This is a genomic window from Paenibacillus chitinolyticus, assembly GCF_045038035.1.
In the GTDB taxonomy this organism is placed as follows: domain Bacteria; phylum Bacillota; class Bacilli; order Paenibacillales; family NBRC-103111; genus Paenibacillus_F; species Paenibacillus_F chitinolyticus_A.
This window is the reverse complement of record NZ_CP173427.1, coordinates 4,047,114-4,068,981: the sequence shown is the minus strand read 5'-3', so window position 1 is coordinate 4,068,981 and position 21,868 is coordinate 4,047,114. Positions and strand designations below refer to the sequence as shown.

The 21,868-nt window shown below is 53.9% G+C and carries 20 protein-coding genes; 15 read left to right on the top strand and 5 right to left on the bottom strand.

What is annotated here, in order from left to right; all coding sequences use genetic code 11:
* Window positions 1-108 precede the first annotated feature (108 nt).
* Entirely contained in the window at window positions 109-564 is a 456-nt protein-coding gene (locus ACI48J_RS18280) for a Dps family protein (protein ID WP_326053236.1), read from the top strand.
* A 160-nt stretch (window positions 565-724) separates the two neighbouring features.
* Window positions 725-2,422 carry an alpha/beta fold hydrolase gene (locus ACI48J_RS18275; RefSeq protein WP_405079602.1) on the top strand — a complete coding sequence of 566 codons (1,698 nt, stop codon included), beginning with the start codon at window positions 725-727 and terminating at the stop codon, window positions 2,420-2,422.
* A gap of 403 nt (window positions 2,423-2,825) precedes the next feature.
* On the opposite strand, the gene ACI48J_RS18270 is transcribed toward ACI48J_RS18275, so the two are convergent.
* The gene (locus ACI48J_RS18270) at window positions 2,826-3,941 is read right to left on the bottom strand and encodes an NAD(P)H-dependent flavin oxidoreductase (RefSeq protein WP_405079600.1); all 1,116 of its coding nucleotides are present in this window, start codon (window positions 3,939-3,941) and stop codon (window positions 2,826-2,828) included.
* A gap of 250 nt (window positions 3,942-4,191) precedes the next feature.
* Between ACI48J_RS18270 and ACI48J_RS18265 the strand changes: the two genes are divergently transcribed.
* Window positions 4,192-5,193, top strand: a complete 1,002-nt coding sequence (locus ACI48J_RS18265; protein WP_405079599.1) for an NAD(P)H-quinone oxidoreductase — start codon at window positions 4,192-4,194, stop codon at window positions 5,191-5,193.
* A 1,013-nt stretch (window positions 5,194-6,206) separates the two neighbouring features.
* Entirely contained in the window at window positions 6,207-7,091 is an 885-nt protein-coding gene (locus ACI48J_RS18260; RefSeq protein WP_405079598.1) for a fibronectin type III domain-containing protein, read from the top strand.
* 198 nt (window positions 7,092-7,289) lie between these two features.
* Here ACI48J_RS18260 and ACI48J_RS18255 read toward each other — a convergent pair whose 3' ends face one another.
* On the bottom strand, window positions 7,290-8,105 hold the full coding sequence (locus ACI48J_RS18255; protein ID WP_405079597.1) for a divergent polysaccharide deacetylase family protein: 816 nt from the start codon (window positions 8,103-8,105) through the stop codon (window positions 7,290-7,292).
* A gap of 355 nt (window positions 8,106-8,460) precedes the next feature.
* Here ACI48J_RS18255 and ACI48J_RS18250 point away from each other — a divergent pair, with 355 nt between their 5' ends.
* Window positions 8,461-9,795 carry a hemolysin family protein gene (locus ACI48J_RS18250; RefSeq protein WP_405079596.1) on the top strand — a complete coding sequence of 445 codons (1,335 nt, stop codon included), beginning with the start codon at window positions 8,461-8,463 and terminating at the stop codon, window positions 9,793-9,795.
* 97 nt (window positions 9,796-9,892) lie between these two features.
* Here the strand turns inward: ACI48J_RS18250 and ACI48J_RS18245 are convergent, their stop codons facing one another.
* Both ACI48J_RS18245 and ACI48J_RS18240 read right to left on the bottom strand, forming a co-directional pair.
* Entirely contained in the window at window positions 9,893-9,997 is a 105-nt protein-coding gene (locus ACI48J_RS18245) for a sporulation protein YjcZ (RefSeq protein ID WP_326051124.1), read from the bottom strand.
* A gap of 227 nt (window positions 9,998-10,224) precedes the next feature.
* Window positions 10,225-10,860 carry a DsbA family protein gene (locus ACI48J_RS18240; protein ID WP_405079595.1) on the bottom strand — a complete coding sequence of 212 codons (636 nt, stop codon included), beginning with the start codon at window positions 10,858-10,860 and terminating at the stop codon, window positions 10,225-10,227.
* A gap of 194 nt (window positions 10,861-11,054) precedes the next feature.
* Between ACI48J_RS18240 and ACI48J_RS18235 the strand changes: the two genes are divergently transcribed.
* The 8 genes from ACI48J_RS18235 to ACI48J_RS18200 all read left to right on the top strand — a co-directional run bounded on the left by ACI48J_RS18235 (window position 11,055) and on the right by ACI48J_RS18200 (window position 18,928).
* Complete coding sequence (locus tag ACI48J_RS18235; RefSeq protein ID WP_405079594.1) at window positions 11,055-11,957, top strand: MBL fold metallo-hydrolase; 903 nt, start codon at window positions 11,055-11,057, stop codon at window positions 11,955-11,957.
* Between the two features lie 242 nt (window positions 11,958-12,199).
* Window positions 12,200-12,613, top strand: coding sequence for a Fur family transcriptional regulator (locus ACI48J_RS18230; RefSeq protein ID WP_326051127.1), 414 nt, complete (start codon window positions 12,200-12,202; stop codon window positions 12,611-12,613).
* Window positions 12,610-12,849, top strand: coding sequence for a membrane protein insertion efficiency factor YidD (gene yidD, locus ACI48J_RS18225; RefSeq protein ID WP_326051128.1), 240 nt, complete (start codon window positions 12,610-12,612; stop codon window positions 12,847-12,849). Before ACI48J_RS18230 ends, yidD begins: the two co-directional genes overlap by 4 nt.
* Before the next feature lie 447 nt (window positions 12,850-13,296).
* Window positions 13,297-15,315 carry a methionine--tRNA ligase gene (gene metG, locus ACI48J_RS18220; RefSeq protein WP_405079593.1) on the top strand — a complete coding sequence of 673 codons (2,019 nt, stop codon included), beginning with the start codon at window positions 13,297-13,299 and terminating at the stop codon, window positions 15,313-15,315.
* Window positions 15,316-15,528: 213 nt separating this feature from the next.
* The gene (locus tag ACI48J_RS18215; protein WP_405079592.1) at window positions 15,529-16,485 is read left to right on the top strand and encodes a metal ABC transporter substrate-binding protein; all 957 of its coding nucleotides are present in this window, start codon (window positions 15,529-15,531) and stop codon (window positions 16,483-16,485) included.
* 66 nt (window positions 16,486-16,551) lie between these two features.
* Window positions 16,552-17,325, top strand: a complete 774-nt coding sequence (locus ACI48J_RS18210) for a metal ABC transporter ATP-binding protein (protein ID WP_326051133.1) — start codon at window positions 16,552-16,554, stop codon at window positions 17,323-17,325.
* A gap of 51 nt (window positions 17,326-17,376) precedes the next feature.
* Window positions 17,377-18,180, top strand: coding sequence for a metal ABC transporter permease (locus tag ACI48J_RS18205; protein WP_326051134.1), 804 nt, complete (start codon window positions 17,377-17,379; stop codon window positions 18,178-18,180).
* 34 nt (window positions 18,181-18,214) lie between these two features.
* On the top strand, window positions 18,215-18,928 hold the full coding sequence (locus ACI48J_RS18200) for a cytochrome c biogenesis CcdA family protein (RefSeq protein WP_009674913.1): 714 nt from the start codon (window positions 18,215-18,217) through the stop codon (window positions 18,926-18,928).
* Between the two features lie 24 nt (window positions 18,929-18,952).
* Here the strand turns inward: ACI48J_RS18200 and splB are convergent, their stop codons facing one another.
* The gene (gene splB / locus ACI48J_RS18195) at window positions 18,953-20,011 is read right to left on the bottom strand and encodes a spore photoproduct lyase (RefSeq protein WP_405079591.1); all 1,059 of its coding nucleotides are present in this window, start codon (window positions 20,009-20,011) and stop codon (window positions 18,953-18,955) included.
* 203 nt (window positions 20,012-20,214) lie between these two features.
* Here splB and mntR point away from each other — a divergent pair, with 203 nt between their 5' ends.
* Entirely contained in the window at window positions 20,215-20,649 is a 435-nt protein-coding gene (gene mntR, locus ACI48J_RS18190; RefSeq protein ID WP_326051137.1) for a transcriptional regulator MntR, read from the top strand.
* 119 nt (window positions 20,650-20,768) lie between these two features.
* Window positions 20,769-21,734: a patatin-like phospholipase family protein gene (locus ACI48J_RS18185; RefSeq protein WP_326051139.1), complete on the top strand. Its 966-nt coding sequence runs from the start codon at window positions 20,769-20,771 to the stop codon at window positions 21,732-21,734.
* Window positions 21,735-21,868: the final 134 nt, after the last annotated feature.

Genomic DNA, 21,868 nt, shown 5'->3' with positions numbered 1-21,868 from the left:
ATTATAATTAAGTATTGATTTTAAATAAGGGAGGTGGTAAACTAAATGTACGGCAACAAAAGAAGAATAACTAAACCCAAAAGAGCGTTATCAAGGAGGAAACGAACGATGACAACTTTGACTCAAGTGAAAACCGTTACCCAATTAAATCATCTGGCCGCCGACTGGACGGTCCTTTCCATGAAACTGCGCAACTTCCATTGGTTCGTTAACGGACCTCATTTCTTTACGCTTCATGAAAAATTCGAAGAGTTTTACAACGAAGCGGCTCAGCATATCGACGAAATCGCGGAGCGGGTGCTGGCGTTGAAAGGCAAACCCGTCGCGACACTCGCCGAGGCTTTAAAGCTGGCCCGTCTGCAGGAAGCTGCGGGCTCCGAAACCGCGGAGCAGATGGTCGAAGCCGTACGCGGCGACTTTGAACTGCTGGTCGGGTTCCTTCAGGAAAGCATCACGGCCGCTGAAGAAGAAGGCGACGAGCCGACGGCGGATATGCTGACGGAGCTGCAGGCATCGCTTCAGAAACACGTTTGGATGCTGGGCGCCTTCCTTGGCCGCGCCTAAATTTCTCTTAATAAAGGCAGGTCCCGCGGGACCTGCCTTTTTGGCGTACTTCCTACTTAAGTCCCGTCGACCGTCTGGAAGATTGTGCTATACTGATAGATGGCGGCCGCTAGAAAGAGGCTGCTAGATTCTCCAACTATTTCAAAATTGAGGTGACCTCATGAAAAAACATCTGCCAATCTGGCAATCCGCCGTGATTGCTTCCATGCTGCTCGCCGGTGCGGTACCCGCGGCTGCGGCTTCCGCAGATACAGTTTCCGCCGAAACGGCGGCTGCCGGACCCGTCTCCGCTTCCGATACGAGCGCGTCGACCGTTCTCGCTCCTCTGCGTCTTGTAAGCGAAACGGCCGGAGCCAAGGTGGCCTGGAATAACGAAGAGCGTACCGTAACCTTGTCGCTTGGGAGCGATACGATTACGCTTGCGATCGGAAAATCTACGGCCCTTATCAACGATAAAGAGGTGGAACTAGGGGCTGCGGTCCAAATCAAGGACGATAAAACGTTCGTTCCTCTGAAATTTTTGTCGGAGGCTTTGCACACGGCTGTCTCCTGGGACCCTCAAACCGGTAAGCTGATCATCCCGAAAGGGGACTTGAAGGCCGCGGCAAGCGCCTTTGCCAGTCACTGGCTGCAGGGAGAAAACGAGAGCGCGGTTTCTTATTTTAACGAAGATCTCAAAAAATCCCTCAATGCCAATCAGCTTACCTACATATCGCGGTACTACACCAACATGTACGGTCCGATAACCGGGCAGCTTGGGGCCGGAACGACAAGCAACTCCGTGCATGAAAATGTGTATTTGACCTACGAAACGCAGAGTACCCTGCCGTTCCAGATGACAGTCCGGTTCGACAAGCAGGAACGTATCGACGATGTATACATACCGCCCTACTATTCTCCGGATACTTACCGGAAACCGTCTTACGACGATTCCAGCGCTTATGTTGAAAAAGAGGTGAAGCTCGGCGAAGGCAGACTCGCTCTTCCGGGCACGCTCACACTGCCGAGTAAAACGGGTCCGCATCCGGTTGTCGTCCTTGTTCACGGTTCCGGCGCCAACGACCGTGACGAGTCCATCGGCGGCTCCAAGCTGTTCCGGGATATGGCGGTCGGCCTGGCCGCCGAGGGAATCGCCACTCTCCGCTACGAGAAAGTGACGCGCGAGCACCCGTTCAAATCGGCTACGCCGACTTTTACGGTACAGGACGAGACTGTAGCGGATGCCGTGTACGCGGTTAATCAGCTGGCGAAAACGGAGGGGATCGATCCCCAGCGCATTTTCGTAGCGGGTCACAGCCAGGGCGGGATGGTCGTTCCGCGAGTTATCGACGGAGTCAAGGACGTGAAGCTGGCCGGTGCCGTCGTGATGGCCGGACCGACCAATTCCATCGAAGACGTCGTGCTGGAGCAGTCCAAGTACCAGCTGGAAATCAACCGGGAACGCGGTCTGGATACCAGCATGCTGGAGCAGCAGGTCGCCTTCTGGGAGCAGCAGCTGAAGCTGATCAAAGATCCGCAGTACTCCGTGGGCAATCTCCCCAAAGATCTTGCGCTGAGCAACGCCTACTGGTGGATGGATTTCCGCAACTACTCCGCCTCCGACATCGCTAAAAAACAGGACAAGCCGATGCTGATCCTGCAAGGGGACAACGATGCCCAGGTGCTCGCTTATCATCTGGACAAATGGAAAGAAGTGCTTAAGGACCGTACGAACGTGGAGTACAAGCTTTACCCGAAGCTGAACCACGTATTTGCGGAGGTTGACGAAAAATCGACCGGCGCCGAGTATAATGAACCGGCCAATACACCGGCCTCCGTTATCAAGGATATTGCCGATTGGGTGAAGAAAACGAAGTAAGGCGTTGTGCCGTAAATGATAAAAGCCTGCACGGAAGGGAAATTCCTTTTCCGCGCAGGCTTTTTGTGTGAGTAGGCGGCTTGGAAGCCGATTTCGGCGTGATTGCGGGATTGGATCTTCATCTATCCCCGGACATCCTCTGATCACGGACGCCGATAGGGCCCCATGTGATTTGAGACGCCGCAAACGCGCGCGATGCCCGGGGAGTGGCGAGTGTACAGCTTTTCACTGCTCCCAGCGAGCGTTGTCGCATGACGGTAATCACAGCTTGAAGCTTGAAGCTTGAAGCTATCCCCCCGCTTAAAAGAGAGCTTGCGGTGTGGTTAGAAGGAGCGGGGCTTCGGTTCATTTTTGATGCTTTTAGCGAGAGTTCTGTCAAATCTTCCAGACCGTCGGCTCATCGTCAAAGCTTCTGTCCGCTCATCCGGTTCAGTACCTCGCCGGTTTCCCGTACGAGCTCTTCGATGATTTGCGCGGCTCCGTTATGTTTGGCTAGAGACGCGGCTTGGCCCGCCCACATGGCCATATAAGCCGGATTGCCCGCTTTGGCGGCGCTTCGTCTGATCCCTTGAGTGAGGGCGTTCTGCGCGGGATAGGAGGGAAGCCGGCTGTCCAAAGGGCGCAGCTCGTCCAGTAGGGGCGTCCGGATGCCGCGGGCATGCTTGCCGGACACCGCCCGCGTGAGCACGGTGGACTCGTCGCTCGCGGCAAGCACGGCTTCCTTGTGGACGGCGTGGGCCCCGCTCTCTGCGCAGGCGAGGAACGCGGTGCCGAGCTGCACGGCGTCCGCTCCGAGGGCCAGCGCGGCGGCTATGCCGCGGCCGTCCATGATGCCGCCGGCGGCGATGACCGGCACACGGACGCGGTCCGCGATCTGCGGCACGAGAGCCATCGTGCCGATGAGAGGCGGCTCGCCGTCGATATCGCGCGGAAACGTGCCCCGGTGGCCGCCGGCTTCGCTGCCCTGGGCGACGATCGCGTCGACACCGGCCTCTTCCAGCGTGGCGGCTTCCCGCACAGTCGTCGCGGTGCCGATCGTCCGGATGCCGAGACGCTCGCATTCCGCGAGAGTAGCCGCATCCGGCACGTCGAATGTGGAGCTGAATACCGGGACCCGCTCCTCCAGGAGGACGGCGAGCTGTTCCCGGTACGATTCGCTCCACACGGTGGGAGGCCGCTCCTCGCGGGTGCCCGTTTTCTCCCGCAGGGGAGCGAGCAGCCGCCAAGCTTCGTCGGCTTTTTGCCTCTGCTCCTGTTCATGAGGGCCTTGCCCGGGTTCGGGCAGGATGAACAGGTTCACGGCAAAAGGGCGGCTCGTCCGGCTGCGGATTTCGCGGACGGCCGCGGCAATCTGCTCCGGCGTCATGTAGCCGGCGCCGAGCGTCCCGAGGCCGCCGGCTTCGGATACGGCGGCCACGAGGGCCGGCGTCGTGCTTCCGCCGGCCATTCCGGCCTGGATAAGGGGATAGCGGATTTGAAAAAGCGTGCAAAATCGGTTGGAGCGGTTGGAAAGATTCATGATCGGAGCCTCGCTTTCTGATCTGTTTTTTTGGCGGGCGCGGTTGACGCCGATTGGCTGCAGGGGATCTTTTTAAGAAAAAATATGGCTTTGCGTTTATCTCGGCCCGGCGTCTATACATTCAAGCGGATGTTTTAAGTATACCTCGGTTGGGACAATTTTGCTGATGGGCGGCGGGCAAGCAATTGCCATCTGCGCGTGGTATACTAATACCTATTGCAGATGTTTATCAACCAGAGGAGTGATCCCGATGAAGGCGGTACAGATCAAACAATATGGCGGACCGGAAGAGCTGTATATCGGGGAAAGGCCGGACCCCGTTGCGGGCGAAGGCGAACTGCTTATTCAAGTGAAGGCGGCGGGTCTCAACCGTGCGGATCTGCTGCAGCGTGAAGGCAAATACCCGGCGGTTCCCGGGGAATCGGACATACTCGGCCTGGAAATGGCAGGCGTTGTTATAGGAGTAGGAAGCGGCGTTACCGGCTGGAGAGAAGGCGAGCGGGTCTGTGCGCTCCTTCCCGGGGGCGGTTATTCCGAGCGGGTAGCCGTTCCTGCCGGCATGGCGATGCGGCTGCCGGCTAATCTGAGCTATGCGGAAGGAGCGGCTATTCCGGAGGCATTTCTGACGGCTTATCTGAACCTCGTTAAACTTGGAGGAATGACGGAAGGAGACTACGTGCTCATTCATGCCGGCGCAAGCGGCGTCGGGTCGGCTGCGATACAGCTTGCCCGGGAATTCGGGGCGCATGCCCTGGTGACGGCGGGCTCAAGCGACAAGCTTGAATTTTGCCGGGAGCTTGGCGCGGAAGGCGGCTGGAATTACCGCGAAGGATCGTTCGTCCCTTGGCTTAACGAGGCGACAGGCGGACACGGCAGCGACATTGTCCTTGATCTCGTGGGCGCCCCGTATTTTACGGACCATCTGGCCAGCGCCGCCGTAGGCGGATGTATCGTCCTCGTGGGCATGACGGGCGGTTCCGAAGTTCCGATGGAAAGCTTTGATTTGAATCCTTTGCTTATGAAAAGGATATCCATCATCGGGTCCACGCTGCGCAGCCGCAGCCGCGAGGACAAAATCCGGCTGACCCAGCAGTTTTGGCAGCAGGCCGGTCCGGGCTTTACGGACGGTTCCCTTCATCCGGTCGTGGACCGGATTTTCCCGTGGAGCCGTGTGCGTGAAGCCCACGAGTGGATGGAAGCGAACCGGAACAAAGGCAAGGTGATTCTGGATATTACCGCGGATTCGGAATAATTACGGTTTAAAGATCGTCGTGGAAGAAACGGAAAAGCACTCAAACTATAAAGTTTAGTTTGAGTGCTTTTTGTTATAGCATTCTATTTCAATAATATTACTGAGAAATAAATTTATAGGATATTAAGATTATATTAAAAAAATATATAGTTTATTTTATAGGTCTATAGTATTATTATATTAATTAAAAACATATTATTAGTGGAGGAAAAATGAAAATGAATAAAAAGTTGGGTTTATTAGCGTTTCTTTTGGCTTTTCTTATCTGTATTGTTAGTCAAAACGAAGCCGCTGCTGCAGGAACCTATTCAGGAGGCTTGTTAGATAAAGTTCCTTTAAAGACGGGTCCTACGTTTATGCAACCGACAGGTGCCGATGTAACAGCAATTACGGATGGCGATGCTTCAACTAGGCATTACATGCAATATCCGTTAGTCTGGCACAAATTTGAGAAAGAGCAAACCATTGGCGCTGTTATTGTCAACGGTAAAGGGGCGTTTGTCGAATTTTACGGCTCGAATAATAACCTGCTGGATACATATACTCCCGTAACGAACGACGGTGTTGAATCTCTTCCTAAACCTGTGGAACACGTATCGACTATCGTCCTAAAACGTCCGGACGGGAATGTTTTTGAATGGAACGTTTTTAACACTGCGATTTACAAAGCTGAGCCCACAATGATTACTTGGATTCAGGCGGGAGACAAATCAGTTGACTTGGATTGGAAAACGACAGGAGCTGAATCCTATAATGTGAGAAGATCCTCTTCACCTGGCGGGCCGTATGCTCTGATCGCGAATGTTAAGGGAACATCCTATGCCGATGAGTCTGTAGTGAATGGAATAACTTATTATTACGTAGTCACTTCCGTTAATGCAGCCGGAGAAAGTCTTCCTTCTTTAGAAAGATCGATAAAACCGGAAGCGACAATCTACACAGGCGGATTATTGGACCGTAAAGTACTGAATCTCGGTAAAATCTTCGGCAGTTCCACGGGGACGAGCCGTATCATGACTGACAATGATGTATACAGCATGCAGCTTGTATCGGGAATGGCCTGGTATTCTTTTGAGACTCCCGTGAACATTGAATCTACCATTGTGTATGGCGCTCCAGGCTCAACGATAGAATTTTATGACGCGGATAAAAAGCTCATCACATCTTACATGCCGACTTTGAACAACCAAATTGAAAATTTGCCATCTCCCGTGAAAAACGTGACTTCAGTAGTTCTTAAACATACGGAAGGTAACTTCCGTGAATGGAACGTCTTCGGCAAAAGCGTCGAGCCGCCGGTTGCCGCTCCGCTTAACCTGAAAGCCACAGGCGGGGACAAAAAAGTGACCCTGACCTGGAACAGCGTGAACAATGCGACGAGCTATAACGTTAAACGCAGCACAACCGCAGGCGGTCCGTACGTAACTGTCGGTTCGGTTACGGGCTCGACATATACGTACACCGATACAAACGTAGTCAACGGCACGACTTACTACTATGTAGTGACGGCGGTAGCCGCAGCGGGAGAGAGCGCGCCGTCCAACGAAGCGTCCGCTACTCCTAAAGCGGGAGACGTTGTCGTTCCTCCGGTGGAGGAATCGGGTGACAGCGCCATTCTCGTCATCACACTTAACAACGGTACGGCGAAAGAGTACGACCTTTCCATGAACGAGGTTAACGCGTTTATCGCCTGGTACGAAGGCCGCGCGGCAGGCAAAGGCCCGGTTATGTTCGCGATCGACAAGCACGAGAACAACAAGGGACCTTTCAAAAACCGCAAGGATTACATCCTCTACGACAAAATCATTACGTTCGAAGTGAACGCCTACGATAACGGCAAAGGCGGAAACGGCGAAACCACGCCTCCGGTTAACCCTGAAGACCCTAGCAATTATTAATCGGAACTCGAACGGAAAAAGATAAGCTTCCACAAACAAAAGCCCTTGGTCAGCTTAAACTGATCAAGGGCTTCTTGTTCAAGAGGGGGGGGCGTTACTCCCGGCGCACGCAGTTTCTCGGCGGAGTGCAGGTGCCGCTTGACGATGGCCTTCACTCATTCCGTATCCGGGAATAGGGTGAGCGGCGCTCCAGCTTGTTCACGGAGCCGTTTCAGGCGCGGGAGGCTTCTTGTATAACTCGCTGAGTTTAACGAAGGACAGGGTGTCCTTCAATTTCGGCAGCGTATCCCTCAGGGCCGAGGCCGTTATTTCTCCCTTGGCCCCGACGTGGCCGATGGCGATGCACGGCTGATGCGCTTTGGAATGGGCGCCGATCAGCTGAATCTGCTGGGTTACTTTGCTTTTCGTATGGATATCATCCAGAAAAAGATGGTTTTCCAAACAAGGCACGCCGGCTTTTTTGGCCTCCCGGCAGGCGATGCTCCGGTAATTCGTATGGCTGTCCAGAAAGAAGAGGCCTCTTTCGTGCAGCACCTCCATCACAAGCCGCATCACGCGTTCATCGGCGGTCGCCTTGGAGCCCATATGATTGTTCACTCCGATCGCGTGCGGGATATCATCAATGGCGGCGTTGACCCGCTTGCGTACCTCGGCATCGCTCAGATCCGTGGTAATGACGCCGGGACCGAGCCAGCTTTTACGGCCGCTGAGGGGCTCCATCGGCAGATGGACGATTACGTCGTGTCCTTTGCCGAACGCTTTCTCGGCATCGCTGTGCGAGGAAGGGAGAAACGGCATAACGGCGGCCGTAATTTGAAAAGGTAAATCCAGAATCGCATCGGTGCCTTTCATGTTGTTGCCGAGGTCGTCGATGATGATGGCGGCCTTTCTGACTGCTGGGGGTTCGTCCACGTGTGCCGACGCGGCGCCTTCTAGTCCCGTAAATATGGACAAGCCTGCAAGCAGGAGGGTCCAAACGAGCAGAAGGCAGGAACGGAACCGGATACCAGGCATAATCGCATTCCTCCCGGCGGTAATTTTTTTGATGCCGTACTTTTTTTAATATGGGAATGCCTGATGAAAGTTATGCGGGGAGCAGAAAAAGGAGGCTGCAACAGTGCGGAAAATGGTATAAATTCCAAGCCGCGGCGAATAGCATGGAGTAAATCCTCAAAAATTGCGAAAGGGGTGTCACAATCCGGACGATGCTCCGGTTCGCGCCTTTATGCTGGCTATCCCTGGCTTTGACTTCAAAAACCGCGAGACGCTATACTGTAAAGTAGGAAGGACTCAAACCTTTTTTGATCTTTCATTTTTCAACTTAAAAGGAGGTGTACCTGTCTGCTTCCAAGAGGCGGATAGGGATTAATTGGATAGTGACCCTTTACCAGTGTTACTGAATTTTGTACTGATTGTGGTTCTCGTTCTACTGAACGGATTTTTTGTGGCGGCGGAATTTGCGATGGTGAAAGTGCGCGCAAGCCGTATCGATGCGCTTGTCCTGGAAGGGAATGTGAAGGCGCGCTTCGCCGGCAAAATCGTTCAGAACATGAATGCGTATTTGTCCGCCTGTCAGCTCGGCATAACCCTGACGTCTTTGGCGCTTGGTTGGATCGGCGAGCCTACGGTGGCGTATGTACTTGAACCGCTATTGGTGAACATTGGTGTACCACCTGTTATTATTCACACCATTTCTTTTATCATCGCATTCTCGGTTATTACGGCGTTTCACATTATTATCGGGGAGCAATTTCCCAAAACGTATGCGATCCGCAAATCGGAAGAAGTGACTCTTTGGGTTGCCGGTCCGGTCCTGATTTTTTACAAAATCATGTATCCTTTCATCTGGATGCTGAACGGAACCTCCAACTGGTTGCTCCGCAAATCCGGTATTGAACCCGAAGGCGACCACGATACGGTTCATACGGAAGACGAAATCCGGCTGCTGATGAAAGAGAGCCACCGGAACGGGCTGATCAACAATACGGAACTCACCCTGGTGGATAATATTTTTGAATTCACGGAAACGAACGCGCGCGAAATTATGATTCCGCGTACGGAAATGGTGTGCCTGCATGCCGCCCATTCCTTCGAAGAAAACAAGGAAATGGCCATCCAGGAGCTCTACACGCGTTATCCGGTTTGCGACCCGGACAAAGATAACATTATCGGCTTTGTCCACATCAAGGATTTGTTAAAAGCAAGCGACCAGCTTGACGATATACGCAAGATTATAAGACCGCTCATGACGGTGCCCGAATCGATGCCGATCAGTACGCTGCTCAAGCTGATGCAGAAACGCAAAACGGAAGTGGCGCTGCTGATTGACGAATACGGCGGCACGTCGGGGCTTGTAACGGTTGAAGACATTCTGGAAGAAATCGTCGGCGAGCTGCAGGACGAATTTGACCATGAACGTCCCATTATGGAGAAGAAAGACGAATTTACGTACTCGATCGACGGCATGATGCTCATCGAGGAAGTGAACGATCACTTCGGTACGGAAATCGAAACCGAGCATTACGATACGATCGGCGGCTGGATTTATTCCCAGGTGGAAATTCCGCCTATGAAAAACCAGCGCATCCATCTGGGTCCGCTTCAGTTTATCATTGATGAAGTAGAGCATATGCGGATCGTAAGGCTGATCGTACGCAAGGAACCTCCTGAAGAACAAGTGCTGCTTCAGCAGGTCGTGTCTTAATCGACTCTAACACAAGAAAACGCCGCGGATACGCGGCGTTTTCTTGTGTTTTTTCTATAGCTGGGATTGTACTGGAAATGGAATCCCTTATAGTTTCTTAGAATGTTGCGAGAATAATGACCAGCAAGATATAAAGAACCAGAATGACCGCTGTGCTCGTGTACCAGCCTCCGCCGATTCCGCCTGCTCCGTAACCCGACATGTTAACGCCTCCCCGAGTTTGAGTTGTGCTTTGTTTACAGAATTATCTTATGAGGGGCGGGGGCGTTTGTCATGGACGGATGCCCGGGGAGTCCAAATTTTTACAAAAAGCCGTCTGGTCCCGCCGCATTTTGTGAGGATCTGGAAGAGAGTGCAGGCGATCCGGGGGCCGGTACGGGGTAAAATCGTCGTCGTAGTCGAAATCCTGCCTGTGCCCGGCCTATCCCGCTATTCCTGGTTCTCGCTTACGCGCTTCATAATATCAAGCAAAGCCTCGGGAGGTCTGGCTCCGGAGAAGCCAATTTTTTTGTTGAGGATAAAAAAAGGTACACCGTTAATGTTCAGCCGCTTAGCGAGGGCGTAATCCGCCCGGACGCTGTTTTCGACGTCTTCGTGATGTAGCCGTTTTGCGGTTTCGGCTGGATTTAAACCGCATTCCCCGGCAATCCGCAGCAGTATGGATTCCACGCCGATGTCAAGGCCCTCTTCAAAATAGGCCCGGTAAATACGGTCAAGGACGAGCGATTTGGAGCTCTCCGGCACGGCGGCGATCAGTTGATGAGAGAGGCGGGTATCCGGCATCGACAAAATCCGGTCAAAACGGAAGGGGACGCCCGCCTGCCGGCCGGCCCGCGTGACGCCGTCCAGTACGGCTTGCAGCTTTTCCCCGCCGGGGTCCTGCAGCTTCCGGTTCATCGCTTCCGTAAAGGGGACGCCCTTAGGCGGGATAGACGGGTCGAGGCGGAAGGCCCTGAAGCGGACAGAGACGTGTTCGCCTTTCCATAAACCGAGGGCCTCCGTCAAATAGGACTTACCGATCCGGCACCAGGGACAGACGGTATCCTGAAAAACATCGATAATCAATAGGGTCAGCTCCTTCCGTCCTGGAATGTTTCCATGCGCTTATCGAAATAAAGCCATACTCATTATAGTATACTTCCTGCCGGAAACCGAAACGCTCCCGACCTGCCAAAACCCGGTAGATTGTTTGAGACCGGGAGAAAACGGCTAAAAAACCTGATGGAGTTCTCAATCTAGCGAAGAGGAGCGATCTTAAGGTGACAGATAAAAAAGACAAAAACAAAGACAAAACCAAGCGGGGCGAACCGATCATCGGACAAATCGACCGTACGCTCGTTCCGGATAAGGCCCTTGCTCTCTGGCATCTGGGTCAGGAGGGCCTAGCTTTTAAAGCGGCGGGAATCATCGGATATGTGGATCCGTACTTAAGCAATTACATAGATGACGAATTCGGCCATTCGCCGCGCAACTTCGAAACGCCTCTTTCCCCGGAGCTCATCGGGCACGCGGATCTCGTCCTGATCACGCACGATCATCCCGACCATCTCGATCCGGTCACCGTACGCGCGATAGCTATCGCTTCCCCGCAAGCGTCGTGGATCTGTCCGGCACCGGTAGTTCCGCAGCTGACAGAGCTCGGGATTGCTCCGGACGCGGTAATCGGAGCCCGGGCGGGGCAGATGATCGACTTCCGGGATATGCGGATTACGCCGGTGGCCGGCAAGCACGAAGACTTCGAAACGGATGAGAACGGGAATCACCGGTATCTCGGCTATGTCATAGAGCTTAACGGAGTTACGCTGTATCATGCCGGAGATACGGTCGGATACGCGGGCCTGCTGGAGACGCTTCGTCCGCACCGGATCGATATTGCCTGCCTGCCGATTAACGGCCGGGATATCAAACGGTACGAAGCGAATCTCATGGGCAATATGAATTTCCGGGAAGCCGCGGATCTCGGCGTCGGGATCGGAGCGGATCTGATCGTGCCCATGCACTACGACCTGTTCGCGTTCAATACGGAGAATCCGGCTTATTTTGTCGATTATGTCCATCATACGTACCCACATCAGAAGTTTAAGCTGTTTGCTCCCGGCGAGAGGCTGATCTATTATGCCGACGATGAAATGAAAGAAAGCGGCGGGGGGAGCGAGGATTAAACTTCTCTGTGCGGGCTCCCGGGCCATGCCGGCTTAACGGCTTGAAACGGAGCTTTATTTCCGCCGCAAGCCTTTCGAAGCGAAGTGTGCGGGCGAGCGCCGCAGCAAGGCCGGTATAATTGACCGTAGCGGGCTATCCGCATCGGCGGCCTAAAAGCGGGACCTTCGGCCTGCTCGCTTGTTGACGCTGCTGTCCTTATAAGGCATTATTAAGAGATAAGATGCAGCTTGGAGGGACCGCAGTGAAAGCCGAAGAAATTATACAGGCCATGTCCGAACAAGGGATGCGGATAACCGATCAAAGACGCACGCTGGCGGAATTGTTCGCCAAGTCCGAAGGGTATGTGACACCGAAAGCCGTGTATGAAAGCATGGGGAAAACATACGGCGGCCTCAGTTTTGATACGGTCTACCGCAATTTGAGAATCATGCACGACATGGGCGTACTGGAACAGTTTGTCTTCGAAGACGGGATCAAGTTCCGTGCCCGGTGTTCGGAGATGGACCACCATCATCATCTGATCTGCCTGCAGTGCGAGAAAACGATCCCGTTTGTTTTCTGTCCCATGGACGAGGTCAAGGGATTGCCGGATGATTTCAAGGCGGTCAAACATAAATTTGAAATCTACGGGTACTGCAAGGATTGCCAGAAATGAAAAAGGTGCTCCAGGCACCCATTCACGCCTACCGCAAATATATATCCCCTCTTAAACCGCCTACCTGCCGTTTCTATCCGACCTGTTCCCAGTATGCGCTGGAGGCGATAGAGCGGCACGGGCCGTTATACGGATCGTGGCTGGCGGCCAAGCGGATCTGCCGCTGCCACCCTTTTCACCCGGGCGGGGTAGATCCGGTTCCGCCGCCGCGGAATGAGGGGCGAAATACCGGTTGACACAATTTGCGGGATTCGCTATATTGTTGGTTAAACCTGCCTTTTCGCGGGAACAATGAAGCTGGAACGATCATCGCTTTGTGAATAGACATGTTCGATGAACGGATGAGTACGGGAGGAAGCTGCTGCAGAGAGCCGGGTCAGGTGAAAGCCGGTGCAGTCGGAACCCCGGAGTATGGTCCAGGAGAACATGCCTTCGAGCGGCCCGGATGAGGAAGGATTGCCCTTCCGCATCCGGGCGTAAGGGGGCATCGCTTGTCCGGCGTTAACGGACGGAGCCGCCGGGCAGCCGGCGGCTGCCGAGCTTCGCCCTCGCAAGAGGCGGAGGAATCTGGGTGGTACCGCGTGAGCGCAGCTCTCGTCCCTTTGTTGGACGGGGGCTTTTTGTGATTTTCCGCTTCCGCGTCTCGTTTTCATAGAACATTACGAAGAAAGAGGATGGGTAACATGGACAACAACCGGAAAACCTTTTATTTAACGACACCGATTTATTACCCCAGCGACAAACTTCATATCGGGCATGCCTATACGACGGTGGCGGGAGACGCCATGGCGCGCTACAAGCGGCTTCGCGGCTATGATGTCATGTATTTGACGGGCACGGATGAGCACGGCCAGAAAATCGAGCGCAAAGCGAAGGAAAAGGGGCTAACGCCCCAGGCGTTCGTGGACGAAATCGTCGACGGCATCAAATCTTTGTGGAGCCGGCTCGATATTTCCTACGATGATTTTATCCGCACCACGGATCAGCGGCATAAGGACACCGTCCAGAAAATTTTCGACCGCCTGACTCAGCAGGGAGACATTTACCTGGATACTTACGAAGGCTGGTACTGTACGCCTTGCGAATCCTTTTTCCTTGAAAACAAGCTGGTCGACGGCAAGTGCCCGGACTGCGGCCGCCCGGTCGAATGGGTGAAAGAGGAAAGCTATTTCTTCCGGATGAGCAAATATGCCGACAGACTGCTTCAATATTACGAGGAAAACCCGGAGTTCATTCAACCGGAATCCCGCAAGAACGAAATGATCAACAACTTCATCAAGCCGGGGCTGGAAGATCTCGCCGTTTCGCGGACGACGTTCGACTGGGGTATTAAAGTGCCGGGCAACCCCAAGCATGTCATCTACGTCTGGATCGACGCGCTGACGAATTATATTACGGCCCTCGGCTACGGCAGCGAAGATCCGTCGAAGTATGAACGCTACTGGCCGGCAGACGTCCATCTCGTGGGTAAGGAGATCGTCCGCTTCCATACCATCTACTGGCCGATTATGCTGATGGCTCTGGATCTGCCTCTGCCGAAAAAAGTGTTCGCGCACGGCTGGCTTCTCATGAAGGACGGCAAAATGTCGAAATCCAAAGGCAACGTCGTAGATCCGGTCACGCTGATCGACCATTTCGGCCTCGATGCGCTGCGCTATTACCTGCTGCGCGAAGTGCCTTTCGGATCGGACGGCACCTTTACGCCCGAGGCGTTTGTCGAGCGGATTAACTACGATCTCGCCAACGACCTGGGGAATCTGCTTAACCGGACCCTGGCGATGCTCGGCAAATATTTCGACGGTGTCGTTCCGGACTTCCAGCCGGGAGTTACGGCTTTTGACAAGGAACTGATCGCAACGGCGAAGGAAACGGTGGAAACCGTAGAAGCTCAGATGGAGAAAATGGAGTTTTCGACCGCGCTGGCGGCTATCTGGGCGCTTGTCAGACGCGCCAACAAATACATCGACGAGACGCAGCCATGGGCACTGGCCAAAGACGACGTGAACCACGGCACGCTAGGCTCCGTCATGTACGCCCTGTTCGAGACGCAGCGCATCGTCAGCGTGCTTCTGCAGCCGTTCCTGACCCGCACGCCTGCGAAGATCTGGGAGCAGCTCGGCATCCAGGCCGGCGCGCTTACCGCCTGGGACAGCGCCCACACGTTCGGCCTTCTGCCTGCCGGCACCAAAACGGCCAAAGGCGACCCGCTCTTCCCGCGCCTGGATATGGCGGAAGAGGTCGCCTTCATCGCGGCCGCAATGACAGGCGGCCACCCGCCGGCCGGTGAAGCCGCAGCCGAGCCTGCATCCGCGGCAGAAGGGTCCGCTCCGGCGGGGACGCTTCCGGCGGCGGATGCCAAGCCCGCGCCGGAAACGAAGCCCGAAATCGGCATCGACGATTTCGCGAAGGTGGAGCTGCGCGTGGCGCAGGTAACGGCGGCGGAGCCCGTCAAGGGCGCCGACAAGCTGCTTCAGCTCCAGCTGGACCTCGGCTACGAGCAGCGGCAGGTCGTCTCCGGCATCGCGAAGTACTACAAGCCGGAGGAGCTTGTCGGACGCAAGGTCATCTGCGTGACGAACCTGAAGCCGGTGAAGCTTCGGGGCGTGCAGTCGCAGGGGATGATCCTGGCGGCTTCCGAAGGCGACGGGCTGACGCTGGCGAGTGTGCCGGATTCGATGCCGAACGGCGCCATCGTGAAATAACCCCCTTTCCCGACCCGGAAAAAATGCGGAATTCTTTCGCGTTTTTCCGGGTTTTGACATGGGGAGAGGCAAAATTTTGTCAATTAATCGTAATGTTTATGATTAGTATTGACAGGAGGCGGGCCGGGTCCGTATAATCAGCAAGTAAATAAAAATAATTACGATTTACACAGCTTGATTATTATGACAGGCTGCCGAGAGGAGTTATTTTCTATGAAAAGACGGCGTATACTTACAGGGTTGACACTGGCGATATCTCTGCTGCTGGCAGGCTGCGGAGGCGGCCAGAAGTCGGCGGTCGCGGAAGATAAAATGAATGTCACGACGAGCTTTTACCCGCTTTACGATTTTGCGGTCAAGGTCGGGGGCTCTCATGTGAATGTCATCAACCTGGTACCGGCGGGTGTGGAGCCTCATGATTGGACACCGAAAGGCCGGGACATCAAAAACATCGGTGATTCCCAGTTGTTCCTCTATCAAGGAGCGGGTTTTGAAGGCTGGGTGGACGACTTCCTCAAAAGCTTGAAGGACAGCAAGGTAAAACCGGTCGTAGCGAGCGCGGGAGTCGAACTTCTTAAAGCCGGAGAAGAGGCGGACGGGCACGATCACGGCAAGGACGAACACAACCATAACGAAGAGGCCGGCAAAGATACGGACCCTCACGCGTGGCTGAGTCCCAAGAACGCCAAAAAAATGTCCGAGAACATCAAAAACGCACTCGTTGAAGCCGATCCGGCGCACAAGAGCGATTATGAAGCGAACTATTCGGCTTACGCGGCCAAACTGGACGCTCTGGATAAGCAGTACAAGGACAGCCTTTCCGGGCTGCCGAAGAAAGAAATTGCCGTGTCCCACCAAGCATTCGCCTATTTGTGCCATGACTACGGGCTGACTCAGATGGCTATTATGGGCCTTTCCCCGGATGCCGAGCCGACCGCTCAAGACATGAAGAAAATGAGAGAGTACATCGGGGAGCACGGGATTAAATATATCTTCTTTGAAGAACTGGTGTCGGACAAACTGGCGAAAACGCTGGCCAAAGACGCGAATGTCGAAACGCTCGTACTGAATCCGCTGGAAGGGTTGACCGAAGAACAGGTAAAGCAAGGCAAAGACTATATTTCCGTGATGGAAGATAATTTGAAAAATTTGACGAAAGCTTTACAATAGAAGGGACTCGTCATCGAAGTGACAGAAGCGAAAGCCGCCCGGCGGCGAAGGGAGCAGAAGAACGGAATGGAGATATGGAAACCGGACGGCTGCCATAACAAAATCGTGGAATTCAGCGGCATCTCCTTCTCATACGGAAGCAAGCCGGTTATAACGAATTTAAATTTTGACGTTCTCGAAAGAGATTTTGTAGGACTGATCGGTTCCAACGGAGCGGGGAAAACGACGCTTTTGCGGATGCTGGTCGGCCTGCATAAGCCTACGGAAGGCGATATCCGCTTGTTCGGACAGCCGATACGGCAGTTCCGGGATTGGGAGCGCATCGGGTACGTTCCCCAGAAGAATTCGCTGAATCCGCTGTTCCCGGCAACCGTCCGCGAGGTGGTCATGTCGGGGCTTTACACGAAAAAGAAGCTGTACAAGCGCCTGACCAAAGAGGATATGCGCCGGTGTGACGATGCGATGGAAGCGATGCGCATCGAAGATCTGGCGAAACGCAGAATCGGGGAATTGTCGGGCGGACAGCAGCAAAGGGTGTTTCTTGCGCGTGCTATCGCCAACAATCCCGAACTGCTCATTCTGGATGAGCCGACTGTGGGGATCGATGCGGAAAGCCAGGCGGTATTTTTTAACATGATCCGCCATATGCACCAGCATCACCACATGACGTTCATCATGGTGTCCCACGACCGGGAAATGATGAGGTCCTATCTCGGTTCGGAGCCGCAGACGCAGAGCGGCGGACTGAAGTTTTTCGTGAAGCACACGCACGAACCCGAGAATTGCGAAGAGACCGACCTGACGCATTCTACCGTCAAAGAGCTTCAAACAAGTCAATAAAGGCATGCCGCCTGTTGACAACGGATTAAGAGGAAGTAAGGGGCGAGCAGCTTGGACATTTTTACGGAACCGTTTTTTGTAAGAGCACTTATCGGAGGCATCCTGATCGGGCTGACCGCTCCGCTGATGGGTGTCTTTCTGGTGCTGCGGAGGCTTTCGATGATCGGGGATACTCTCGCGCATGTTTCGATCGCGGGAGTGGCGCTTGGTTTTCTTCTCGGCGTGTATCCGATCGGCATGGGGCTCCTTTTTGCGCTTCTGGCATCGTTTGCGATCGAGAAGCTGCGCAAGGCGTACAAAACGTATGCGGAGCTGTCCATCGCCATTATCATGTCCGGCGGGGTAGCGTTGGCTACCCTGTTGTTTACGCTGGGCAAAGGGTATAATATTAATGTGATGAGCTATTTCTTCGGCAGCATTTACACACTCGATTCCAGCGACCTGTGGGTCGTTTTCGGCGTGTGCATCCTTGTGCTCGCCGTGGTTGCCCTGCATTTCAAGGAATTGTTCCTCATGTTCTTCGACGAGGAGGCGGCTGGCGTAAGCGGGCTGCCGCTGAAAGTGTACAACATCATGATCACGATGCTCACGGCGCTGGTCATCTCCGTGTCGATCAAGATCGTGGGCGCGTTGCTCGTATCCGCGCTCCTCACGATCCCCGTCGCCTGCAGCCTTCTCGCGGCGAAGAGCTTCCGGCACTCGGTTGTGCTGTCCGTCATTATCTCGGAGATCGGTGTCGTCGCGGGGCTGGCCTTGGCGGCTTGGTACGATTTTGCGCCGGGAGCGACCATCGTTCTTTCCCTGATCGTCGTCCTCATCGTTCAGTTAGTTTGGAAAGCGGTCCGCCGCGCTTAATAACGGCGGCCGGAAGCAGGAGGAATGCTTACACATGCAGCATGTTAATGTTTGGCTCGCTTTCTGGGCCGGGTTCGCTTCGTTTATCTCGCCGTGTTGTCTGCCGCTGTATCCTTCGTATTTGTCTTACATCACCGGAATTTCGGTCAGTGAGCTGAAGTCGGGGCAGACGAAAGGCGCGGCCAGACTGCAGACGATGGCCCATACGCTTGCATTCATTCTCGGATTTTCAATCATTTTTTACAGCCTCGGGCTCGCGGCCAGCTCCGTTTCGGAGTTTTTTGTAACGAACCGGGATTTGCTCAGACAAATTGCGGCTCTGCTCATCCTTGTGATGGGATTGTTTCTGCTCGGAATTTTCCAGCCGAAGTGGATGATGAGAGAGCGCAAGCTCCAATTTAAATGGAAACCTGCGGGCTATCTCGGGTCGGTCTTGATCGGAATCGGCTTCGCCGCGGGCTGGTCGCCTTGCATCGGACCGATTTTATCGTCCATGCTTGTGATGGCTGCCGCCGAGCCGGATTCGTGGCTTCCGCTGATCAGCGCTTATTCGCTCGGATTTGCGATCCCTTTTTTCGTCCTGTCCTTTTTCATCGGATCGACCAAGTGGATTTTGCGTTACTCCGCCACGATTATGAAAATAGGGGGAGGCGTCATGATTGTATTCGCCATTTTGCTGTACACCAATCAGATGTACAAAATCACAATTTGGCTGAACAACATAACGCCCCAATGGCTGCAATTTTAAACATGAGCTTGGACAGACCGGAGATCAGGTGAAATATTCGATTTTGGCGTTCGGAAACTTATCGAAAATCTGCTCCGTAATAAATTCACGGAGAGCCGTCGCCTGCTCGTCGGGATATACATACTTGCCGCGGCCGTAGCGGCCCCATTTATACTTGCGCTTCGCCTCGTCCATTTCCAGCTTGGATTTGGGATAGCGGCGTTCGATCACGTTCTTCGCCGTCTTCGTGAAACGGTGCTGAATGAGCTCGAATGTCAAGTCGTCGAGCGCTTCCGGGGGCAGAGCGTTATGGAGCTTGGCGATCAGCTCCTCATACCCCTTTTCCCAGCCGTCGTGCCAAATAATCGGGGCGATGATGAAGCCGAGCGGATAACCCGCGCGGGCCACTTTGCCGGCCGCCTCGATGCGTTCATGAAACGCCGAGGTGGCCGGCTCGAAGTTTTTAATGACATAATCGGCGTTTACGCTGAACCGGAACCGGGTATGCTTGTTATGCTTCGCATCAAGCAGAGGTTCGACATGGTGGTATTTCGTAACGAAACGAAGACGGCCAAGCGGCTCGTTTGCCATAAATTCGATATATTCCTTGAGAGAGCCGGTAATATGCTCCAAACCGACGGGATCGGAGGTGCAGGCCGCTTCGAACCGCGTAATTTCGGGGGCTCTTTCTTCGATATACTGCTTGGCGGCTTTGAGAATATCGTCGGTATTGACGTATACCCGTACATAAGGTTTGTTGCCCAAGGTCGTTTGAAGATAGCAGTAATGACAGTGTCCCATACAGCCTGTCGCAATCGGCATGGCATATTCGGCGGACGGCTTGGACGTATCGAACTTCAGCGTTTTCCGGATTCCCACCACAAGCGTCCGCTTCGCGATCCGGTACTTCTCCAGCTCGGTTTCGCCCGGCAGATTTGTAATCCGGTTGTGGGAAGTCGTCATGTGGATGGGCAGCCCTTTGCTTTGGGCCCACTCCAGAATGCGTTTGCCCTTGGGATACAGGAGGGCGTCCGGTTCGAAATAAACGAGCTCGGGCACGAACAACGCGGTGCTTCTAGTGCGGGTCATCTGTTCAGTAGCCATGGCGCGCTCCTTTAAGACGGGAAGTAACGGAACATTCCTTCCGTTCGGCTATAGTCTGCACCCGGGACAACGCTCGTAACCTTGGGAAAAGTTCGCGGTAATGGCTGCGGCGTACTCCGTTAACTTGCTTTATTAGTTAATAAACGGTATTATACTAAAGCAAATAAGCAACTAATTTTTAGCAAAAGCAGGGGGAACTCGGGATGGCGACGCCCAGTATGGAAGATTATTTGGAACGGATCTACAAACTGATCGACGAGAAAGGTTACGCCCGTGTGTCCGACATTGCCGAAGGACTTGAAGTGCATCCTTCTTCCGTGACGAAAATGATCCAGAAACTGGATAAAGATAAATATCTGATTTATGAGAAATACCGCGGACTCGTTCTAACTTCAAAAGGCAAAAAAATGGGCAAACGGCTGGTGGACAGACATGCCTTGCTGGAACAATTTTTAACCATTATCGGTGTTCAGGAAGAAAATATTTACCGCGATGTAGAAGGAATCGAGCATCATCTGAGCTGGGATTCCATTACCTGCATCGAAACGCTGATTGAATATTTGAACCGGGACCCAGCCAGGGTGGAAGATCTCCGCAACATAAGGACAGAGCTGGACAACAGCTCGGACCCCGAATAAGACAGGAACGTTTGCCGATCTAAGATGGCTGACGTTTTTTCGTTTTTTACTGTGAAAATCGCGTCTAGGAACGTCCATTGCCGCATACATACCTAGGGAAGGTGTGCGGAGGTGGCGGAATGAAAATCAACGCGGTATTCGAAGGCGGCGGTGTCAAAGGAATCGCGCTTGCAGGGGCGGTCAGCTCGGCGTTGGATAACGGATTCGAGTTTCACGACGTGGCGGGAACCTCATCCGGTTCAATCGTGGCGGCTTTTCTCGCGGCGGGTTATACGGGGGAAGAAATCAAGCGGCTCATTATCGAAACCCCGTTTCACAAATTTTTAAAGCGCTCTCCCGTTTTCGATACGGGAATTGTGGGGTCGGCCGCCAGGCTTATTTGGAAAAAAGGGCTCTATTCCGGAGACGCCCTGGAGGATTGGGTGCGCGAAAAGCTGGAGGTCAAAGGAATCCGGAAGTTCGGCGATCTGCGCAAAAACCAGCTGCGAATCGTGGCTTCGGATATTTCCCAGGGAAAGCTGCTCGTCTTTCCGGACGACGTCGCCCAGTACGGAATCGATCCCAGCCGTTTTTCCATTGCCCGGGCCGTCCGAATGAGCTCTTCGATTCCGTATTTTTTCGATCCCGTGAAAATCCGGAAACCCGCGCGGCAGACCCGGCACGACGAACCGTTCCGCAACCAGTTTGTGTACATTGTGGACGGAGCCATTCTGAGCAACTTCCCGCTGTGGCTTTTCGACGAGCCGGAACAGCAGCCGAGCCGCATTCCAACTCTGGGCTTCTCTCTGGTCGGCAAAATACCGAAACATATTCATAAAATCAACGGGGTTATCTCCATGTTCCAGGCTTTGTTCACGACGATGATGGACGCGCACGACACCCGGTACATCGAAGAGAACAACTACTTCCGGACGATCAAAATACCTGCGCTCAACGTAAACTCGACCCAGTTCAATCTGACCCTGGAGGACAGCGAAAACTTGTACGAGGCGGGGTACCGGGCTTCCGACGACTATTTCCGCAAGTGGTCCATGCATCTGTATGAGTCGGCTTATGAAAAATATGTCCTGCGTAAGCCGGTATGAGCGGATTAATGCCCGTTACAGCGGAGTAACCCTGCTTTTGCAGGTGTCCGTAAAACCCAAAGGGTGAAGGACCTATACGGCAAGCGCACCTATCGCGTTACAAGATTAGGGCCGCGGGGAGCGGCGGCGCATCC